Annotated in this window: 4 protein-coding genes; all 4 read left to right on the forward strand. The window is 67.4% G+C overall.

The features are described 5' to 3' along the window. Nucleotides 1-72: 72 nt before the first annotated feature. The 4 genes from HWX62_RS22470 (at nt 73) to HWX62_RS22485 (ending at nt 19804) form a co-directional block, all read left to right on the forward strand. Nucleotides 73-2295 (forward strand): tetratricopeptide repeat protein, encoded by a 2223-nt coding sequence (locus tag HWX62_RS22470; protein WP_175932525.1) that lies wholly within the window; start codon nt 73-75, stop codon nt 2293-2295. Nucleotides 2296-2351: 56 nt separating this feature from the next. Then, the gene (locus tag HWX62_RS22475; protein ID WP_175932526.1) at nt 2352-4595 is read left to right on the forward strand and encodes a tetratricopeptide repeat protein; all 2244 of its coding nucleotides are present in this window, start codon (nt 2352-2354) and stop codon (nt 4593-4595) included. Continuing rightward, on the forward strand, nt 4592-6859 hold the full coding sequence (locus HWX62_RS22480; RefSeq protein ID WP_175932527.1) for a tetratricopeptide repeat protein: 2268 nt from the start codon (nt 4592-4594) through the stop codon (nt 6857-6859). Before HWX62_RS22475 ends, HWX62_RS22480 begins: the two co-directional genes overlap by 4 nt. Nucleotides 6860-7129: 270 nt before the next feature. Next, a complete protein-coding gene (locus HWX62_RS22485; protein ID WP_244136084.1) occupies nt 7130-19804 on the forward strand; it encodes a filamentous haemagglutinin family protein in 12675 nt (4224 codons plus the stop codon). The last annotated feature ends 9 nt before the right edge of the window (nt 19805-19813 follow it).

A 19813-nucleotide genomic window follows, 5' to 3' on the forward strand; every position in this document is an offset into this window, starting at 1 on the left:
AGCATGACCGCCCGCGACCGGTTCCATTGAACCGGGCCAGCGGCGGCATCGGCAAACGGGAAGGGGGCGAACGTGACGGTCGAGCACCGGCATGATGCATACGCGATCGCGTCGGGACGCGACGCGCGCGGTCAATGGCAATCGGCGGCGATCCTGAGTCGTGCGCAAAACCGGCACGGCGCCGGACGGTTCGACGACGCGGCGCGCGACTATCTCGCCGTGCTCGAGAAGGAGCCGGACAATCCCCTGGCATTGCACCTGTACGGCGTGCTGCAGTTCCAGCGCGGCGCGGCCGACGACGCCGAAGCGTTGCTGCGCCAGTCGATCGCAATCGCACCCGGCACGCGCGCGCTGTCGGATCTCGGCGCGATCGCCGGCGAGCGCGGCCGCGTCGGCGAGGCGCTCGAGCATTTCGCGGCCGCGCTGCGCACGACGCCGGACGACGTGCAGACACTCGTGCGTCGCGGCAATACGCTGCTCGGATTGCGCCGCTACGACGACGCGCTCGCGTCGTTCGACCGCGCGCTCGCGGTGTCGCCGCTGGTGCTCGACGCGCTCTGCAATCGCGGCAGCGCGCTGCGTGCGCTGCGCCGCTTCGACGATGCACTCGATACCTACGATCGCGCGCTGATGGTCGACCCGCGTTCGTTCGAATCGTGGTTCAACCGCGGCCTCGTCCTGCGCGAACTGCAGCGGCCGGCCGATGCGCTGCAGTGTTTCGAGCGCGCCGATGCGATCCGGCCCGGCCTGGCCGCGATCACGGCCGAACGCGGCCGCACGCTGATCGATCTCGATCGGCCGGGCGAGGCACTCGATGCGTTCAACGAGGCGATCGCGGCCGATCCCGCGCGGATCGACGTGCTCTACAACAGCGCGGTCGCGCTCGAACGGCTCGGCCGGGCGGACGAAGCGCTCGCTCGCTGCGAACGCGTGCTGGCGCTCGATCCGGATCATGTCCGCGCCCACGCGAGCCGCGGCAACGCGCTGCTGCAGCTCAAGCGCCACGACGACGCGCTGGCGGCCTATACGCGTGCGCTGGCGCTCGATCCGCGCTCGGTGGAGACGTTGTGCAACCGCGGCACCGCGTTGCGTTACCTGAAGCGTTACGACGACGCACTGGCGAGCTACGACGCGGCGCTTGCGCGCGACGCACGATTCGCCGAGGCCTGGACCAATCGCAGCAGCGTGTTGCAGGACCTGCACCGCTACGACGAAGCGATGGCGTCGCTCGACCGTGCGCTCGCGCTGCGCCCCGATCACGCGACGAACTGGCTCAACCGCGGCAACCTGCATTTCGAAACGGCGCGCCCGGACGACGCGCTCGCCGCGTACGACCGCGCGATCGCGCTGCAGCCCGACTACGCCGAAGCACATTTCGCGCGTGCGTCGCTGTATCTGATCGAAGGCGATTTCGCGCGCGGCTGGCCAGAGTACGAATGGCGGCTGCGCGACGCGCAGCTCGCACGGCACTACCGGCCGTTCACGCAGCCGACGTGGCAGGGCGACACGCCGCTCGACGGTCGGACGGTGCTGATCCATGCGGAACAAGGGTTCGGCGATACGCTGCAGTTCTGCCGCTATGTGCCGCTGGTGGCCGCGCGCGGCGCACGGGTCGTGTTCGAGGTGCAGCCGCAATTGCGCGCGCTGATGGCATCGCTGCCCGGGTCGGTCGACGTGATCGCACGCGGCGAACCGCTGCCGGCGTTCGACTGCCAGACGCCGCTGCTGAGCCTGCCGCATGCGTTTCGCACCGACGAAGCCACGATTCCGCATGCCGGCGCCTATCTGCATGCCGACCCGCAGCGCACGCGCCAGTGGGAAGCGCTGCTCGGCGAACGGCGCCGGCCGCGGATCGGGCTTGCCTGGGCCGGCAATCCGGAGCACCGCAACGATCACAACCGGTCGATCGACTTCGCGCGGCTCGCGCCGCTGTTCGATCTCGACGTCGACTGGATCAGCCTGCAAAAGCCCGTGCGCGAACGCGACGCGGCGCGGCTCGCGCAGGCGCCGGTGCTGCGCGTCGACGACGAACTCGGCGACTTCGCGGACACGGCCGCGCTGATCGGCGCGCTGGATCTCGTGATCGCGGTCGATTCCGCCGTCGCGCATCTGGCGGGCGCGCTGGGCCACGCGGTGTGGGTGCTGCTGCCCGAGCCGGCGGAGTGGCGCTGGATGCGGACCCGCGGCGACAGCCCGTGGTATCCGTCCGCGCGGCTGTTCCGGCAGGCGGCGCCGGGCGACTGGACGAGCGCGATCGACGCGGTGCGCGCCGTGCTCGCGCCGATGACACGTTAGACACGACACGCGACACGCGACACGCGATACGAACAGCGACAAGTGAGGGCCACACGATGACACCGAACGGGGAAGGGACGACACGCGCGAGCGCACCGGTCGCGCCGGATCGCCGTCCGCCCGACACCGCGCAACTCGAACGGTTGCTCTTGCGTGCGCGCAAGGCACACCACGACGGCGCGCTGCAGCATGCGGAACATGCGTATACCGAATTGCTGACGCTCGATCCCGAACATCCGGAGGCGCTGCACCTGCTCGGCGCGGTGCGCTTCCAGCAAGGGCGCCTCGACGATGCCGAGCCGCTGATGCGGCGCTCGATCGAGCGCCAGCCGGTGCCGCTCGCGCTCGCGAATTACGCGGCGGTGCTGACCGGGCTCGGGCGCGAGCACGACGCGCTCGCGCGGCTCGACGAAGCGCTCGCGATCAATCCGGTCCATCAGCGCGTGCTGTTCCAGCGCGCGGGCCTGCTCGCGCAACTCGCGCGGTACGACGATGCGTGTGCGGTCTACGATCGGCTGCTCGAGCTGACGCCCGGTTTTGCCGACGGCTATGTGAGGCGCAGCGACATGCTGCGCGCGCTCGGCCGTCACGCCGACGCGCTCGCCGATTGCGACCGGTCGATCGCGCTGGCCGGGCGTTCGTTCGACGCGATGCGCGGGCGTGGGCTCGCGCTGCGCGAACTCGGCCGCTTCCGCGAGGCGGTCGACAGCTACGGCTACGCGCTCGCGCAGCGGCCGGGCAGCGCCGAGGTGCTGTTCCTGCGCGGTGTCGCCTATCTCGACCTGAACGAGCCCGAACGCGCGCTCGCGGATTTCAATGCGGCGATCGCGGCAAGCCCGACCTTCGTCGATGCGATCTTCAACAGCTCGATCGCGCTCGAACAGCTCGGCCGGCACGACGAGGCGCTCGTGCGCTGCGATCGCGTGCTCGCGATCGATCCGCGCCACGCGCGGGCGCTCGCGAACCGCGGCAATGCGGCCAGCCACCTGGATCGCTATCGCGACGCGGTCGACAGCTATGCGCGCGCGCTCGACGCGGAGCCGCGCAGCCCCGGCGTGCTGTGCAACTACGCGAGCGCGCTGATGCGCATCGAACGTCACGACGAGGCGCGCGACATGTGCGACCGTGCGCTCGCGCTCGATGCCGGTTACGTGCCCGCCTGGTTCACACGCGGCCGCGTGCAGCTCGAGACGCACCGCTACGCGTCCGCGCTCGACGACTTCGCGCGCGTGATCGACGCGACGCCGCGCGACAAGCTCGCCCACTTTCACAAGGGCAATGCGTTGCGCGCGTTGCGTCGCCACGACGCCGCGCGGCAGGCGTATGCGGATGCGATCGACATCGATCCCGACTACGTGCTCGCGCACTGCATGCGCGCGTTCCTGTGTTTGTCGATCGGCGATTTCGAAGCCGGCTGGGCCGAGTACGAATGGCGCTGGCGCGACACGCAGCTCGATGCGAGCCGGCGCACGTTCGCGCAACCGCGCTGGACCCACGGGATGCCGCTCGACGGCAAGACGATCCTGCTGTACCCGGAACAGGGGCTCGGCGACACGCTGCAGTTCTGTCGCTACGTCCCGCTCGTGAAAGCGCTCGGCGCGCGCGTCGTGCTCGAAGCGCCGGTCGAACTGAAGACGCTGTTCGCGACGCTCGACGGCGTCGACACGCTCGTCGCGCGCGGCGAGCCGCTGCCGCCGTTCGACCTGCATTGCCCGCTGCTGAGCCTGCCACTCGAATTCCGCACGGACCTGACGTCGATTCCGGCCGGCGTGCCGTATCTCGCGGCCGACCCCGCGCGCGTCGCGCGGTGGCGCGAACGGCTCGGTGCAGCGACGCGGCCGCGAATCGGCCTCGTGTGGTCCGGCAACCCGCTGCACCTGAACGACCGCAACCGCTCGATGACGCTCGCGGATCTGCTGCCGCTGTTCGACGACCGTTACGAATGGATCAGCCTGCAGAAGGTGGTGCGCGACGACGATCGTCCGGTGCTCGACGCGAGTGCCGTGCGCTTCGTCGGCGATGAACTCGCGGATTTCGCCGATACCGCGGCGCTGACCGCGCTGATGGACGGCATCGTCAGCGTCGATACGTCGGTTGCGCACCTCGCCGGCGCGCTCGGCCGGCCGCTGGCGTTGATGATTCCGCATACGCCCGATTTCCGCTGGCTGCTCGAACGGGACGACAGCCCGTGGTACCCGTCGGCGCGGCTGTTCCGCCAGCCCGAGGGCGGGCAGTGGGCGCCCGTCGTCGAGCGGATTGCGGCCGAGTTGCCGGCGCTTGTCGGCGGAGGCGCGCGATGAGTGCGCGCCGCGAGGCTGCGCCGCTGGCGGGCGCCTTACCGGGCGCCGCGGCCGTGCCGCTGCAAGCGGTGCTCGCCGATGCGCTGCGCCAGGCGCGCACGCGCCTCGAACGGCGCGACTTCGCGGGGGCCGGACGGCTCTACGAAGGCGTGCTCGCGATGGCGCCCGACCATGTCGAGGCGCTGCACCTGCTGGGCCTCGTGTATCTGCAGCTTGGCGATCCCGTACGGGCCGAGCCGCTGATCGCGCGCTCGATGACGTTCGGATTGACCCAGCCGTGGAATCTGGCGAACCACGCGGCGGCGCTGACCGGTGTGGGCCGTCATCGCGACGCGCTCGCACTCGCCGATCGCGCACTCGCGGCCGATCCGGACCATGCGCCGTCGCATGCGGCACGCGGCGATGCGCTGCTTGCGCTCGGCCAATACGACGCGGCGCTGGCGGCCTACGACCGGGCGCTCGTGCGCGAACCGGCGCACGCAACGGCGTGGCGCAAGCGCGGCGAGACGTTGCGCCGGCTCGAGCGGCCCGCCGATGCGCTGATCAGCATCGAGCGCGCGTTGCGGATCGACCCCAACGATGCGGCCGCGAACACCGAGCGCGGCCATGCGCTGCGCGCGCTCGGCCACCGCGAGCAGGCGCTGCACAGCTATCGGCTCGCGATGGTCGTGCGCGGCAAGACGCCCGAGCTCGTTTACGCGTGCGGCGTCGTGATGACCGAACTGGGCCGCCCGGCCGACGCGCTCGCGTGTCTCGACGAAGGGCTCGCGCGGCGGCCGAAGGACGAGCAGTTGCTGTACGCGAGTTGCGTCGCGCTGGATCTGCTGCACGCCCGCGACGAATTGCTGAAGCGCTGCGACCGCCTGCTCGCGCTGAATCGCGGCAACGTCGCGGCGTGGGTCGGGCGCGGCAATGCGTTGCTCGGGCTCGAGCGTCACGCGGAAGCCGCCGACGCCTACGCGCAAGCACTGGTACGCAATCCGGACGATATCGACGCGCGCCGCAACCGCGCGGCCGCGCTGCGTGCGCTCGGCCGGTTCGACGACGCGCTCGCCGATTACGACGCGGCGCTGGCGCTGACGGGCCCGCATGCGGAACTGCATTACAACCGCGCGCTCGCGCTGCAGCAGCTCGGCCGCTACGACGATGCGCTCGCGAGCCACGCGGCGGCCGCCGCCGCGCCGGCGGACACGGCGCAGGCGTTGTTCACGCGTGCGCTCGCCCACCAGCACCTCGGCGACGACGACGCGGCGCTGACCGATTACGCCGAAGCATGCAGGCGCGATCCGAACCACGGTGCCGCGCGCCGCTCCGAGGCGTTCTGCCGGCTGCTGACGGGCGATTTCGACGCGGGCTGGCGGCAGCACGAGGCGCGCTGGGAGGCGGCCGACGTGATGCTGCACCGGCGTCATGCGGACCGGCCGCGATGGACCGGCGACGAACCGCTCGCGGGCCGCACGCTGCTGCTGCATGCGGAACAGGGTTACGGCGACACGCTGCAGTTCTGCCGCTACGCGAACCTGGCGCACGACGCGGGCGCGACCGTGATCGTCGAGGCGCCGGCCGCGCTCGGCGAGCTGCTCGGCACGCTGCGCGGCGTGAGCCGGGTCGTCACGGAAGGGCAGCCGATGCCGGCGTTCGACCTGCAATGTCCGCTGATGAGCCTGCCGTACGCGTTCCGCACGACGCTCGATACGGTGCCGGCCGACGTGCCGTACCTGCGCGCCGATGCGTCGCGGCGTGCCGCGTGGGTGCAGCGTATCGATGCGGCAGCGCCGCCAGGCCGGCTGCGAGTCGGGCTCGCGTGGTCCGGCAACCCGCGCCACGCGAACGACGAGAACCGCTCGATACCGTTCGCCGTGCTCGCGCCGCTCGTCGGGTGCGATGCGATCGACGCGACATTCGTGAGCCTGCAGCCGCAGGTTCGCGCGCGCGATGCCGACGCGTTCGCTGCGAGCGGCGTGCTGTCGTTCGCGGACGCGTTGCAGGATTTCGCCGAAACGGCGGCGCTGGTCGACACGCTGGATCTCGTGATCAGCGTCGACACGTCGGTCGCGCATCTGGCCGGCGCGCTCGGGCGGCCCGTCTGGGTGCTGCTGCCGCGCGTGCCGGACTGGCGCTGGTTGCTCGGCCGCGACGACAGCCCGTGGTACCCGTGCGCGACGCTGTTCCGGCAGACGCGGCCCGGAGACTGGCCGGCCGTCATCGGCCGCGTGGTCGACGCGCTCGGCACGACGCGCGGCGGCGTGAGCGGCCTTCCATGACAAAAGCTACGGACCTTTTCACGGCGGCCCGAATGGTCCGTAACAGTCGCCACGTCGCTGCCATGCGCGCTTCGTATGGTCTTCGGATTCCAGCGGCCCGTTTCGGGCGCAACGACATGCGCGGTGCCGGCCCGGCGCCGCGTGCAAATTCCTAGCATCGGAGTGGCAAGAATGGCAGCACGCGCACGTACGGAACGGCAACTTCGCGCAACGGCCTCGCGGTCGGTCCTGAAATCGGAGCTGAACCCGCTTTACCGGGCGGTCGTGCTGATGCTCGCGGCGGGCGTGTCCGCGCATGCGCATGCGGCGGGCATCACGAACCTCGGGCAAGCGACCGCGCGCGTGTCCGGCGGCGGCGCGGGCGGCGGCGCCGGCACGCCGGGCGTGCCGAATCTCGGCGTGTCGCCGCAGCAGGCGCTGCAGGCGAGCCAGCCGTCGATCCGCAACCTCGGCTATGCCGCGCACGCGATCGCCGCACAGATCGCCGCGCAGCAGAATGCGGCGGCGGCCGCGGCGAAGCTGCCGTCGACCGTGCCGAACGGGCTGGCGCCGGGCGGGCTGCAGGTGGCGGCGGGCGCGTCGGGCGATACGAACAATCCGGTGCTGTGGTTCAACGCGAACGCGCCGACGCAGAATACCGACGCGAACGGCCACGTGAACGTCGATGTCAAGCAGACCGGGCAGAACGCGGTGCTGACGTGGGAGACGATGAACGTCGGCCGGCAGACCACGCTGAACTTCGACCAGTCGGGCGGCACGCAGACGAACGGCGCGAACAACTGGGCCGTGCTGAACCGAATCAACGATCCGAGCGGGCGGCCGAGCCAGATTCTCGGGAACATCACCGCGCAGGGCGCGGTGTACGTGATCAACCGGAACGGCGTGCTGTTCGGCGCCGGGTCGCAGGTGAACGTGCATTCGCTGGTGGCGTCGTCGCTCGACGTGCTGAACATGAACAATTACAACCAGGCCATGGTCAACAGGGTTCCGGTTGTGACGGACAGCACGCTTGCACAGGATGCCGCGGGGATCGTCGCGAGCAACAAGCAGTTCCTGAGTCTGCCGGCGGGGACGACGGGCGGGCTCGCGTATCCGGAGTCGGGCAGTTCGACCGGGGTGACCGGTTCGTCCTACGTTCCCAACGAGGTGCTCGGTCTCGGCAATCAGGTCAATCTCACGTCCGCGAGCCAGTACCAGCCTTGGGGCGACGTTACCATCGAACAGGGCGCATCGATTACCACGCACGCGAACGGCAACGTCAGCGATGGCGGCTTCGTGATGATCGCCGCGCCGAACGTCACGAACGCGGGGCACATCAAGGCGACGGACGGGCAGGTGGTGCTGGCGGCTGGCGTAGGCGTGAGCCTGCGGCCGAACGCGCTCAGTCATGCGAATCCGCAGGTTCTGCTTCCTGAACTGAGCGGGCAGATCGTGTTGCTGGGGGCGAACGGCCAGACGACCGACATCACGCCGGCGGGCACGCTGACCAATACCGGTATCGTCGAAGCGGCGCGCGGCCACGTGAATCTGCTGGGGAGCCGCGTCGCGCAGAACGGCGTCGTCGGCGTGACGACGAGCGTCAACGTGCCGGGCACGATCACGATCTCGACGGTCGACGAGTACAGTTCGAACAACCCGACGGGCGCTGCGTACCTCGGACTGGGTAAGGTGACCGGCGGCGCGAGCCAAGGCGATGGCGGTAACGACGCGCATCGCGCGGGCCTGCTGAGTTTCGGTCCGGATTCGGTGACGACGGTGATGCCGGACGGCAATGGCCAGACGACGCCGTCCACGCCCGGCGCGACCTTCACGCCTGGCAGCATCGGCATGACCGCCGGTTCCGTCTGGTTCCAGGGCGGCTCGTTGATCGAGGCGCCGGGCTCGACCGTGTCCGTGGCGGCGCTGACACCGTCCACGTCGGGCGCCACGGCACCGGCGGGGCAGACCGCCGTGCCGGGCCGGATCTATCTGGACAGCGGCGCGACGATCGACGTGTCGGGACTCGCGAACGTCGAATTGCCGATTTCACAAACCCTCGTGACGGTCGACCGGATCGGCCAGAACGAGCTCGCGGATTCTCCGCTGCTGCGCAACGGATTCCTGTTCGGGCTCAAGAACGTCGTGTTCGACAGTACGCTGACCGGCACCCGGAGCGACGGCGTGCAGTGGGTCGGGAGCCCGATCCTCAACTTGTCCGGTTACGTCAACCTGATTCCGCGTACGGTCGATCAGTTGCTCACGAACGGCGGCACGATCACGCTTTCCGGCAACGAAGTGATGACGGCGACGGGTTCGTCGATGAACCTGAACGGCGGCTATGTGCATTACGACGGCGGGATGGTGAGCACCACGCGGCTCGTCGACGCGAACGGCGCAATCGTGCCGATCGGTCAGGCGAGCCCGTACGACACCTACGTCGGCATTGCCGGCCAGTTCACCGAATCCCATCCCCGCTGGGGCGTGACGAAGTCCTGGTACAACCCGCTGCAGGCGGGCGGCATTGCCGTGCCGGGTTCGATCGTCGGCGGTGTCTACGAGCCGGATTACATCGTCGGCGGCAACGCGGGCACGCTCGACGTTTACGCGACGCAATCCACGGTGCTTGACGGCGAGGTCAGCGCGCAGGCGTTCGGCGGCGCCAGGCAGATGCAGGGCAACAGCCTGCCGACCGGCGGGACGTTCAACCTCGGTGCCGATCCGAAGCTTGGCGGCACGGCGCTGGTCGACCTGACGTCGAACAGCCGCGAAACCGGATCCGGTACGGTCGGCCTCGTGACGCTTCAGAATAGCGCGCCGCTGCTCGACGAGATCGCGCCGGGGTTCTCGATCGACACGCCGCTCGACCAGAAGACGCTGCAGGCGTTGCCGGCAACGGATCCGCGCAACGTGCTGGCGAACACGGTGGTGCCGGTCGCGACGCTGAACAACGGCGGCTTCGCGAACCTGAACGTGACCGAGGACAAGGCGGGCGGCAAGGGAATCGTCGTGTCGGAGGGCACGCAGCTGGCATTGCAACCGGGTGGTTCCGTTTCGCTCAGCAGCGCGCCCCTCGGTGCGGATGTCAATGTGGCCGGCAAGCTGATCGTACCGTCGGGCACGATTTCGATCGCGAGCGGCGGGAGTATCGTCGTCGGGCCGCGAGGGGCCATCAGTGCCGCCGGCCAATGGGTCAACAACGATGTGCAGGCAGCGCCCGGCACGAAGCCGGGCAATAGCCAGTTCATCAATGGCGGCAGCATTGCGTTGTCGACCGGCGAGCAGACAGTCGGAAACTCGAGCGATGGCATCACGGACGCGACGGGATCGATTTTGCTGCGTCCCGGTAGCGTGCTCGACGTATCGAGCGGCGGAGAACTGCTGGCGAACGGCCAGTTGTTGATGCAGAACGGCGTTCCGGTCGGGCGTGGTGGCAACATATCGCTGTCTACCTACGCCGCGCCTGTTACCCGGCAGTTCGGTCATACCGGCGACAGCGGTCCGGTCATGCCGACCACACAGCCCACCAATGGCACGATCGCGCTCGGGGGGACGATTCTCGGTGATGGTTTTTCGGGCGGCGGCACGTTGGCGTTGCAGGCACTCGGCTTCAGGATCGGCGGCGATCCAAAGGATGCCGCCCCTTGGGATGTCTATCTGCCGGAGCGCTTTTTCGCGCAGCAGGGATTCGGCAAGTACGTGTTGAATGCGTATTACGACGCGACAGTGGCGCCCGGCGCGACGGTCGCGCTGACGCATCGAGATCTGATTCCAGACGTGCCTGCACTTGTGCAAACCGCCACGGGTGCCAACGTGTCGACGTCGGGCCTGACGACGTCGGGCCGTCTCGACGACTATCACCGACAACCCACGAGTCTCGTATTGACCGGTGGCAACTACACGTCATGGATCACGTCGGCGAATACCGCACCTTCGTATCCCGGCGTGACGGGGGCCGTTACGTTGTCGTCCGGCGCGTCGATTCATGCGGATGCCGGTGCAGCCGTCGGCTTCGGTTCACCGACGCAGGTAACGGTGCTGGGCTCGATCGTCGCGCCTGGCGGCGCGATCACGCTGAGTGCGGATTCAGGCGGTACGTTCGCGCAGACGGGGCAGTACGGCATATTCGTGCCGAGCGACAGCCGCTCGGTCTGGCTGGGCTCGGCTGCGACGCTCGACGTGTCGGGCACTGCTCTCGCGAATCCGCTCGCCGCGCCAGTCAAGAACGGTGCGGCGACCGTCGTGCCGGACACCGGCAAGGTGCTGCCCGGTGGTTCCGTCACGCTGTCCAGCGACGCGGGGTATGTGGTTGCCCAGGCGGGCTCGAAGATCGACGTATCGGGCGCGTCGACCCACTTCGATCAGTTGCAGCCGAACGGCACGTACGCGTCGCAGCCTGTGTGGAGCGACGCGGGTTCGATCACGCTGTCGGCCGGGTACGGTCTCTTTGCCGATGCGACCCTGGCTGCTCACGCGGGCGGTGAGCGCGCGCGGGGCGGCACGCTGACGATTTTGCCGCAACCGAACAGAGGCGTCGGCGGGGAGACTGCGCTTGTCATCCGGCAGAGCGGAGAACTGACGCCGGTGGCGCTGGCAGCGGGGCAGCGCTTTACGGCGGCAATCGATCGGACGACCGGCCTGCCGATCGGCCAGCCGACCGGCATCATTCAGTTCGCCGCCGACCGGCTCGAGCGTTCCGGCATCGCGAATCTGGTGTTGGGCAGCACGGCGCCGCTGGCGCCGCCGATCGCGTTCGCCGGGAACGTGGATCTGAGCTTGCCCGAGTCGGTGACGCTGAATTCCGGCCGGATTGCCGCAATCGGCATGGGCCAGCTCACCACGCTTCTTTCGGCACCCTCGACAGCGCTTTCGACGCTGCTCGCGCAGTCGCCGCTGCATTCGGCCGGCGCGACGGTCGACATCGATGCGCCGTACGTCGCGTTGAATGGACCGACGCTGACGTCGCAGTCGCCATCGCCGTCGTTCGCTTCCACGACGGTTTCCGATGCGAGACTGAACGTGAACGCGTCGTTCATCGACTTGAACAACCAGCTCCAGCTCATCAACTTCGGGCAGGCGAACTTCACGAGCAGCGGGGATATTCGCGTCGGCTCGACGAACGCTTCCTACTCGTCGTCGAGCGCTCTCGTGGCGCCGGGCATCCTCTATACCGCGGGCGATCTGACCTTCAAGGCGGCGGATCTCTACCCGTCGACCGGCAGCACGTTCATCGTCGACGCCGTCGGGCCGAACGATCCGAGTACCGGCAAACGCGTTCCGACGACGATTACATTTGCGTCGAACGGCCCGTCCAGCACGCCGCTGTCGGCCGGCGGCACGCTGCTCGTCGATGCGACCGATATCGTGCAGGGCGGCACCTTGCGCGCGCCGTCGGGTTCGCTCGTGTTCGGCGTCGGCGATCCGACCGGCAGTACGGCGCAGGCGCAGTTCAACGGCCTGCCGCTCGTCGCGACGGACTCGGTCAGGTTCGCGAATGGCAGTGTGACGTCGGTCTCGAACGACGGCGCGATCATTCCGTATGGCACGACGGTCGACGGTGTCGAATGGCAATTCAACCCGTTGGCGGGCAATAACACGGTCGCCGACCTGGCCGCGCCGCCCGCGAAATACGTCGGCGTGAACGCCGGCAACGTCGCGCTCGACAAGGGCGCGACGATCGACCTGTCGGGCGGCGGCGATCTGCAGGCAGCCGAATGGGTACCGGGCACGGGGGGCACGCGTGACGTGCTGTCGCAATACAACACGAGCTATGCAAGCGGCAAGGGCGGGACGGCGGTGCCGGTCAATGCCGGGGCCGGCAACGTGTATGCGATCGTCCCGGGCGCGCAGTCGCCCGTTGCCGCCTATGACCCGACGTTCGCGCAGACGCTTCAGCCGTCGACCAATGGGAACGGCACGGCGACGACCGCGACGGCGACGCTCGGCATCGGTCAGGCCGGCATGAGCGATGGGGTCGGCAAGGCCGTGTACTTGTCGGGCGTGCCGGGGCTGGCGGCCGGCTATTACACGCTGCTGCCGGGCAAGTACGCGACGGTTCCGGGCGCGTATCGCATCACGGTGTCGAACACGGCCGGCAATCTCGTGCCAGGCGCGAGCCAGGTGTTGCAGGACGGTACGGTGGTGACGGCCGGCTATTTCGCCGACGCGCTGACGGGCGGCCGCAGCGCGACGCCGACGCTGTTCAACGTGCAGTCGAACAGTGTGTGGCAGCAATACTCGCAGTACACGCTGACGGGCGCGAACAGCTTCTTTGCCGCGCAGGCGGCGAAGAAGGGAGCCGTGACGCCGCCGTTGCCGCTGGACGGTGGCCAACTGGTGCTGGCAGCGACGAAGGCGCTCACGCTCGGCGCGACGCTGAATGCGGCCGCCGGCACGGGAGGCGCGCCGGCGGAAGTGGATATCGCATCGCAGGACATTCAGATCACAGGTAACGGCAGTGCCGGGCTGGCCGGCTATCTGCAGATCGCCGCGAACGATCTCGACTCGCTGACCGCGGGCAGCCTGCTGATCGGCGGCACGCGCGCGGCGACGACGCGAGGCGTCGCGATCACGCCGATCGCGAACAGCGTCGTCGTGTCGAACGATACGAGCACGGTGCTGAAGGGGCCGGAGATTCTGCTGGTCACGAAGGCCGACGGCAGCGGTACCGATTCGAACGCGGCGAACGGCTTGCGTGTCGATGCAGGCGCATCGATCGCCGCGCAGGGCGACTATCCGGCGGCGAAGGATCAGCCACTCGCGATTGCGGGCGACGGCGCGCTGCTGCGCGTGTCCAACGGCGCGATGGCGCCGCTGACGCGCACCGGCGGAACGGGCACGGGCTTGCTGACGGTCGGTGCGGGCGCGACGCTCGCGGGCGGCCAGGCGTTGATGCTGGATTCATCCGGCGATCTGAAGGTCGATCCGTCCGCGGTGCTGTCGGCCAGGGCCATCACGGCGGACGGGTCCGCGATCACGTTCACGAACGCAAGCGGTGGTGCGGCGGCGAGCCTGCCGGGTTTCGTGATCGATCCGGCCGGGCTGGCGCAGTTCGCGAACGCGCAGCAGGTGACGCTGCGCAGTTACGGCGCGATCGGTTTCGTCGGCGACGTGAACGCGACGTTCGGTAATGGCGTGGACCTCAGCGCGGGCACCTTCACGAGCGACGGCGGCCATGTGACGCTGAATGCCCAGCAGATCGCGTTCACGAACGAAACGGGGGCGCCGAACGGCGTGGCCGCCCAGGGCAACGGCACGCTGACGGTCAACGCGAAGGAGATCGACTTCGGTACCGGTACGAAGACGCTGAGCGGCTTTGGCGCGGCGGCGATGAATGCGACCGGCGGCATCGTCGGTCAGGGCACGGGTACGTTCGATTTCGGTACGCTACCGGTGACGCTCGGTGCACCGGTGTATTTCGCCGATACGGGTTCGGCCTCGACCGTGAAGACGGCCGGTACGCTGACGCTGAACGGCGCGTCCGGCACGGCGCCGACGAAGACGCCGGTCGGAGGAGTGTGGCGCTTTATCGGTGGCACGATCGCCGACAACGGCGCGACGATTGCAGCGCCGGCGGGCAACGTGAGCCTGGAGGCGACCAGCGGCAATCTGACGATCGGCAGCGGGTCGACGGTGAGTTCGGCCGGTGTGTCGAAGCAGTTCTTCGACGTGACGCAATACGCGCCGGCCGGTGCGATCACGCTGCTGGCCGACGCGGGCACGGTCGATGTGCAATCCGGTTCGACGCTCGACTTTTCGGGGGCGAGCGGTGGCGGTGCGGCGGGGAACCTGACGCTGTCGGCGCCGCAGCAGCTCGTGAACCTGAATGGTGCGCTCAAGGGTAGCGCGGCGAGCGGCTACGCGGGCGGTTCGCTGTCGCTCGATACCGGCGGTGCGGCGGACCTGGACGCGCTCGCGAAGACACTGGCATCGAGCGGCGTGAACGGGGCGATCGAGATTCGGACGAAAACGGGCAACCTGACGCTGTCGCCGGGCAATACGCTGTCGGCGCGCACTGTGTCGTTGACGGCGGACGGCGGTGCGGGCAACGCGGCCGACACCGCGAACGGTCACGTGAACGTGTTCGGCACGATCGACGCATCGGGCAAGGCGGGCGGCGAGATCGACCTGTATGGCCGCAACGGCGTGGACCTCGAAGGCACGCTGCTCGCGCGCGGCGCCGATCCGAACCAACGCGGCGGCAAGGTCGATATCGGCACCAGCGCGGTATTCGATCCGACCGTCGCGAATCCCTACAACGCGACCTACGGCTACGAGAACGTCGCGCGTGCGAACGCGGGGGCGATCACGTTGGGCGCAAATGCGCTGATCGACGTGTCGGGCGGCACGGCCGGTGGGCTCTCGGGCGGGACGGTGAATTTTCGCGCGCCGCTGCTCGCGGATGGCGGCGTCAACGTCAATCCGCCGGCCGCGTTCAACGCCGGCAAGGGCATCGTCGGGTCGCGCGCGACGACGCTCGAGGCCTATGCGGTATGGAGTACGACGGATGCGACGACGCATGCGCAGCACTTCGACGGCATCATCGATCCAGCGGGCTGGTATGACGGCAATGGACATCTGGTCGCCGGTACGTTCGCGGCACAGGGCACGAGCGGCGTAACGTTCAGCTTCACGCCGAATGCGAGCGGCGATGGCGGCGGCACGCTGACGAACAACTCGACCGGCGCGCAAGTGGTGCTGACGGGCAGCGCCGGCGATCAGGCGCAACTGCGCAACGGTGTGGCGTCGATCGGTTTCGACGGGATGAACGGCACGTACTTCGCGCCGGGCGCGGCAAATGCCGATCACCAGACGTTCTACGGCTATCAGAGTGGTGGCGCGACCGCGACGACGCCCGGTACGCTGATGGGCTTCGTGCAGCATGGGCTCGATGCGCTGGTGGATCCGTTCGCGGGGAAGAACGTCGCGAACGTCCACGTGGTGCCGGGCATCGAGCTCGACAATCCGGGCCCGGCGATCAACGGCGGCGACATTCAGGTGCTGACGAACTGGAACCTGGGTGCGGGTACGTCGCCGACCGATCTTGCGTTCCGCTTCAACGGCGAGGCGCCGGTCGTGACGCTGCGCGCCGAGAACAACGTGAAGGTCAAGGCGAGCCTGACGGACGGGTTCTTCCAGATCGCGAATCCGCTCGGTGGTGGCGGGACGATTCCGGTGCCGGCGTTGTCGACATTAGGTGCGGCGCAGTCGCTTTACTCCACGCCGTCCGGAGCTTACGCGTATTTGGGGCCAGGGTTTGGCCTTGACTACTTCGGCGCTAACGGATTCGGATCCAATCAAAATCTGGCTTTTGGGCCTGGTCAGCCGACTGGCGGAACCCCGGAAGAAATAGCGGAGTACTATGCATTGTATACGGCGTATGCAAATTTCTTAACTGCACCCAATCCGACGATTACTTCGATGGTCAGCAGTTGGAATGCGAATTATGACAACATCAACATTATCAGCAGTTTTCGCGGTACCGGGAAAGTCGTGCCAATTTTTACGGCTCCGATTGCACCATCTGCTTCAGAGCAAGCGGTTAATCCCAGTTCATATCTGATTTATCTGAATCAGTACAAGACGTATCTTTTGACGGCGGCTCAATACTGGAAAAATAATGGCGGTAACTTTGTATTGGTGGACACGGTTACCCCGCCGGCTGTTCAACCGGTCGCAGTGATCACAACATCGACCATCAGCTTGCCGGCCGTCACCGACAATACACCGGCGCCGGTTGCTACCGCGGCGAATCCCATCCCGCTTCAATCCGCTTCATTGGCCGGCGGGACGAGTGCTTCGTTCCGGGTAGTTGCAGGCGCGGATCTCGATAGCACGAATCCGCTGACCGTAACGGCCGCGTCGGCTTCAACGAAATCGACGGGCAGCGGAAACGTGACTTTCGACGGTCACACCGCTTACGTGGATGCCAACGGTTTGGCATTACTTGCACCGACAGCGATCCGCACCGGTACCGGATCGATCGATGTAGCGTCCGCGAAAGACATCGCACTGTTCGATGCAGGTTCAACGCCTGCGAACGATCCGACCGTGATGGTTGTCCCCGGTGTCATTTACACGGCGGGCGCTCCGGCCGCCGGAATGCCTGCGCAGGGCAGCGATGTCGCGATCGTGCATCCCTCATGGACAGGCAAGCAGGACATTCTGGTGACGCCGGCCGTGAACCCGGATTCCGCCGGTGACATCACGATTCATGCACAAGGGAACATCGTCGGTGCCGAGCGCCTGACGGATGCGACGGGAGCCGTGACCGGGACGCAAGGCAGCGACATCAGTCAATTCTGGTGGCAGTGGATGCAGGTCGGCAACCCGACGGGAACAGTCGGTGCAACTTTTCCCGTGACGCAGACCGTTCGAACGTCGATCAATTTCGGTGCTTTCGATCAAGGCGTGCTGAGTTCGGGCGGCAACATATCCGTGTCGGCTGGCGGGAACATTTCCGACCTGTCCGTATCGTTGCCGACGACGTGGTATTTGACCGCGGCCAATACGGATCATCCGACGGTGAATACCGTTGGAGGCGGCAACCTGACGGTACACGCCGGCGGCGACATTCTGAGCGGCGGCTATTTCGTCGCGAAGGGAAGTGGTTCGATCACCGCAGGCGGCAAGATCGGCTCGGACATCGCGGTGCCGTCGACGCTCGTCGGACAACCGCCGGTTGTGCTGGACACGCTGCTTGCGACACAGGACGGTGTTTTCGATGCGAGCGCCCGTCAAGGCGCGAGCATCGGACGTGTGTTGAACCCGTCGTACGCGCAAAGTAGCGCACTGTTGAACGCCTATGGTCAATACGCGGATGCGCAAGGCTATTCGCCGCATTCGGCTGTCAATATCGTGTCGACGACAGGCGATGTGGCGATCGGGACGCTGAACGGGATCGACATGATTGGGGGCGGCGCTTCCGATATCTCTCCCGGACGCAACGACATGTCGTTCGTGTTGCCGGCCTCGCTGAACCTGACCGCGTTCACCGGTGGTATCACGGTGGCGTCCAGCGGAGAACTCACTCCATCTCCGTCGGGCAATCTGAGCTTGATCGCGGACCAGTCGATTAACATTTCCAGCGTCAATGGCCTGGCGAGCAGTGCGACAGCGGGTGCCGGTCCGGTTTTCGGAATGCTCGATACAGATCCTTCGTCGATGCCGTCACCGACGAACCCTCGTGTCAACGTTCCGCTTTTGACCGAGAAGACGCTTGCCGCTCATGCCTCCGGCGCGCTGCATGGGGACGACACCGTGCCAGCGCGCATCTATAGCCTGAATGGTGACATCGTCGACGGGGTGCTGCAGACGACCGGCTTTTACGACAAACTTGTTCCCATTTCGATCGACAAGCCGGCGTTCATCCAGGCCGGGCAAGACATCGTCAATCTCGCTTTCCAGGGGCAAAACCTCCGAAAGTCCGATGTGACTCGCATCGTGGCCGGGCGCGACCTCTACGATACGGCGTTCGCGGGGACCGTGAACGCTGTCGTTCCTGCGCTGGTGCTGGGTGGTCCCGGCACGTTCGATATCGAGGCGGGCCGGAATATCGGGCCGTTGACGAACCAGAGTCAGATCAAGAGTGCCAGCGTTCTGACCGGCATCGATGCGATCGGCAATGCAAACAATCCGAACCTGCCGCATGAGAGTGCGAACATTAATGTCTTGTTCGGCGTGGGGCCGGGTATCGACACATCGACGTTCGTCTCGACCTATATCGATCCGGCGAGTTCCGTGGCAGGGGTATCGAGCACGGCGCCCGCCCTCATCGCGTTCGTGCAGCAGTACGAGGCGGGCCAAGTGGTCGATACAGGGCTGGTGAAGGATCAGCCGACGATCGCACCGCTGAGCGCGGCGCAAGCGTGGTCGAAGTTCGAGATGCTTCCGCAGTATGTCCAGCAGCTTTTTGCCGAGCAGGTGCTGTTCAACGTGCTGGCCCGGGTTGGGGAGGACTACAACAATCCCGCGAGCCCGTATTTCCAGAAATACGCCAGAGGCTATCAGGCGCTCAATACGCTGTTCCCCGCTTCGCTGGGCTACACGGCGAACAGTCTCGGCGGCGGCAGTAATGGTGCGAACAAACTGGTCGACACCGGCGATCTGGACATGCGCAGCACGACCATCCAGACGCAGCAGGGTGGCAACGTGTCGATTTTCGGCCCGGGGGGGCAGGCGTTGGTGGGGAGCACGTCCGCGCCGCCGCAGATCGTCGATGAGCGAGGAAACGTGATCGTGGGCCCCGGATCGATGGGTATCCTGACGCTTGAGAAGGGCGACGTGAATATCTTCACGGATCGCAGTGTGCTGCTCGCGCAGAGCCGGATCTTCACCGAGCAGGGCGGCGACATGACGATCTGGAGCTCGAACGGCGACATCAACGCCGGCAAGGGCGCGAAGTCGTCGGCCGATACGCCCGCGCCGCAGTATCTGTGCGATGCGAACCACTATTGCACGGTCGATGCGCGCGGGCAGGTGACCGGTGCCGGCATCGCGACGCTGCAGAGCGTGCCGGGCGTGCCGCCGGGCACGATCAACTTGATTGCGCCGCGCGGTACGGTCGATGCGGGCGATGCCGGGATTCGCGCGGGCAACCTGAACGTCGCAGCGCTCCGTGTCGTGAACGCGGACAACATTCAGGTGACGGGCAAGGCGACCGGTATCCCGCTCATGCAGGCGGTGAATACGGGGGCGTTGACGGCCGCAAGCGCGGCTGCGTCGGCCGCGACGCAAGTTGCGCAGGACATTGCGAAGAACAGCGCGTCTGGTGGCGCGGCTCGGCGCTGGACGATTTCGGTGCAGGTCGAAGGATTTGGCGATGCGGGCGGAGAGGGTGCGAAGAAGCACAAGCAGCAGGTCGGCTACGATTCGTCGAATGCGGTGTCGGTACTCGGATTCGGTCAGGTGGGGCCGACGCAGCGTGCGACGTTGACTGCGGATGAGCGTGGGCGGTTAGGCAAAATCTGACGAGTGGTG

Source organism: Burkholderia sp. BCC0506, assembly GCF_902833145.1.
GTDB lineage: Bacteria > Pseudomonadota > Gammaproteobacteria > Burkholderiales > Burkholderiaceae > Burkholderia.